This is a genomic window from Sphingomonas bacterium (assembly GCF_903643035.1).
In the GTDB taxonomy this organism is placed as follows: domain Bacteria; phylum Pseudomonadota; class Alphaproteobacteria; order Sphingomonadales; family Sphingomonadaceae; genus Sphingomonas.
This window is the reverse complement of the sequence record NZ_CAHJWW010000309.1, coordinates 1-3,050: the sequence shown is the minus strand read 5'-3', so window position 1 is coordinate 3,050 and position 3,050 is coordinate 1. Positions and strand designations below refer to the sequence as shown.

Annotated in this window: 3 protein-coding genes; all 3 read left to right on the top strand. The window is 71.7% G+C overall.

Going from position 1 to position 3,050, the window contains the following annotated elements:
• The first annotated feature begins 105 nt into the window (after positions 1 to 105).
• Positions 106 to 1,695, top strand: coding sequence for a circularly permuted type 2 ATP-grasp protein (locus tag HUV01_RS14385; protein WP_174298892.1), 1,590 nt, complete (start codon positions 106 to 108; stop codon positions 1,693 to 1,695).
• Complete coding sequence (locus HUV01_RS14380) at positions 1,695 to 2,630, top strand: alpha-E domain-containing protein (protein ID WP_174298891.1); 936 nt, start codon at positions 1,695 to 1,697, stop codon at positions 2,628 to 2,630. The genes HUV01_RS14385 and HUV01_RS14380 overlap by 1 nt, the downstream gene beginning before the upstream one ends.
• A gap of 127 nt (positions 2,631 to 2,757) precedes the next feature.
• On the top strand, positions 2,758 to 3,050 hold a 293-nt coding region (locus HUV01_RS14375), incomplete at its 3' end, for a transglutaminase N-terminal domain-containing protein (RefSeq protein ID WP_302480072.1).

The following is a 3,050-nucleotide window of genomic DNA, read 5'->3' as shown; positions in this document are numbered from 1 at the left end:
CGTCCGGGGCGGCCCGGCGGCGCGCGTCGCCCCATCGGCCCTTGTGCGCCGCGGCGAAGCGCGCCAGCATGGAACAGGCATCGGACGGAGGATGCAGGGGGTTCGATGGTGCAGCGACCGGCGTTCGACGAGATCACGGGCGGTGGCGTCCCCGGCGAAGGCGCCGATGGCAGCGCCGGCGATGGGGGGGGCCGTCCCGAACTCGCCGCGCTGCGCCGGTGGCTCCACGACACGCCCGTCGCGGAACTCGGCCGGCGCCAGCAGGCCGCCGAGGCGACGTTCCGCCAGCTCGGCATCACCTTCGCGGTCTATGGCGACGAGGACGCGGGCGAGCGGATCATCCCGTTCGACATCGTGCCCCGCGTGTTCCTCGCCGACGAGTGGCGGCGGCTGTCCGACGGGCTGGTTCAGCGGGTGGAGGCGATCAACGCCTTTCTGAAGGACATCTATTCGGAACGCCGCATCCTGGACGAGGGCGTCGTTCCCGCCGACCTCGTGCTGGGCAACCCCCAGTTCAGGCCGGAGATCGCGGGCATGCGCCCGCCGCACGACATATGGGCGCATGTCTGCGGCATCGACCTCGTGCGGACCGGCCCCGACGAGTTCTTCGTGCTGGAGGACAATGCCCGCACGCCGTCGGGCGTCAGCTACATGCTGGAGAACCGCGAGGCGATGATCCGCCTGTGCCCCGAGCTGTTCCGCGAGTTCCGCGTGGCGGCGGTCGACAGCTATCCCGACCGGCTGCTCGCGACGATGAAGTCGGTGGCGCCGCACGGATCGGGATCGTCGCCGACCTGCGTGCTGCTGACGCCCGGCCACTACAACTCCGCCTATTACGAGCACAGCTTCCTCGCCGATTCGATGGGGATCGAGCTGGTCGAGGCGGCGGACCTGGTGGTGGACGACGACCTCGTCTGGATGCGCACCATCGCCGGGCGCGTTCGCGTCGACGTGATCTATCGCCGCATCGACGACGATTACCTCGACCCGCTGGTGTTCCGGCCGGACTCCGCGCTCGGCGTGCCCGGCCTCATCGCCGCCTATGCCGCGGGCACCGTCGCGATCATCAACGCGCCGGGCAACGGCATCGCCGACGACAAGGCGATCTACAGCTACATGCCCGAGATCGTCCGCTTCTATTCGGGCGGCGAGGCGAAGCTGCCCAACGTCGAGACATGGCGCTGCCGCGAGCCGGACGCGCTTGCCTATGTCCTCGACCACCTGCCCGAGCTGGTGGTGAAGCTGGTCGACGGGTCGGGCGGCTATGGCATGCTCGTCGGGCCGACCGCGACGCGCGCGGAGATCGAGGTGTTCCGCGCCGCGCTGGTCGCGGAGCCGCACCGCTACATCGCGCAGCCGACGCTGGCGCTGTCGACGGTGCCGACGCTCGCCGACACCGGGCTGAGCCCGCGCCACGTCGATTTCAGGCCGTTCGTGCTCAGCGGATCGCGCGGGGTGGAGGTGGTGCCCGGCGGCCTGACCCGCGTCGCGCTTCGGCAGGGGTCGCTGGTGGTCAACTCCAGCCAGGGCGGCGGCACGAAGGACAGTTTCGTGCTGATGGACGCGGCGCGCCGGGCGATGACGGGAACTGGCGGGTCGGGGACCGGAGGGGAGATGACGCAGGCCATCGGCGGCGGGATGAGCCAGGCGATGGGCGGCATGACCCAGACGCTCCGCCCGCCGGGCGGCGCCTGATGCTGTCGCGCACCGCCTCGTCGCTCTACTGGCTCGGCCGGTACGTGGAGCGTGCGGACTTCGTCGCGCGGCTGGTGGAGGCGACGGTGCGGCTGGACGCGCTGTCCTCGCGCCCGGCGGGGGAGGCGGCGTGGTCGTCGGCGCTGGCCGTGTCGAGCGCGGACGGCGCGTTTGAGGCGAGCGGGGCGGAGCTGACGCCGCGCCACGTCTCGTGCTTCCTGACCGTCGACGCCAGCCATCCGTTCTCGATCAAGAGCTGCCTGGAGACGGCGCGGCGCAACGCGAGGGCGGTGCGGACCGCGCTCAGCCGCGAGGCGTGGACCGCGATCAACCGCGGCTGGCTGATCTTCGACAACCGCGAGCATCCGGCCGGCGACATGGCGACGCTGAACCTGATCGAGGCGGTGAAGGCGGAGACGCGCGGGTTCGAGGGCGCGATCCACCACATGCTGCGCAACCAGACGACGTGGTTCATCCGGCTGGGCCAGGCGGTGGAGCGCGCGGACAACACCGCCCGGCTGCTCGACGTCAAATACCACATCCTGCTGCCGGAGGGGGAGCGGATCGGCGGGCTGGTCGATCGCGACCAGTGGACGACGCTGCTCCAGACGGTGTCGGCGGTGACGGCCTATCGCTGGCTGTATTCCGAGGGGCTGCGGCCGGTCGACGTCATCGACCTGCTGCTCGCGCGCGTCGAGCTGCCGCGCAGCCTGGCGGCGTCGGTGGAGGAGACGGTCGAGATCCTGAACCTGCTCGCCCGGCGCGAGGGCCAGCACGGCGAGGCGGACCGGATGGCGCGCACCCGCGCCGGGCGCATGGCGCGCACCCGGTCGGGGGAGGTGATCGCGAACGGCCTGCACCAGTATCTCGAAGGCTTTCTGCGCGAGAACGACGACCTGCACGCCGCGATCGGCCGTCAGTTCCGCTTCGCGTGATGCACGGTTCGGGGCTGAACCGGGCGGCACCGGCCCGCTCCCCCGCTCGGCCTCCCATTCAGAATACCCTGTGGGAGGCCGGGCGGGGGAGCGGGCCGGCACCGCTATGCGAGGTGTTCGGATCCCCATGCGCCTGAGCGTCGACCACCGCACCCGCTACCGCTTTGCCAGACCGCAGGGCCGCATCGTCCAGATGCTGCGCCTGACGCCCGCCGACAGCCACGACCAGACGGTGGCGGCGTGGCGGATCGACGTCGACTGCAACGCGCGGCTGCGGCCCGGGCGCGACGGCTTCGGCAACGCGGCGACCACCCTGTACGCCGAAGGCCCGCTGGAGGGGATCGAGATCGCGGTCAGCGGCGAGGTCGTGACCAGCCGGTCCGGCGGCGTGCTCCACGGCCTCGCCGAGCCGCTGCCCCC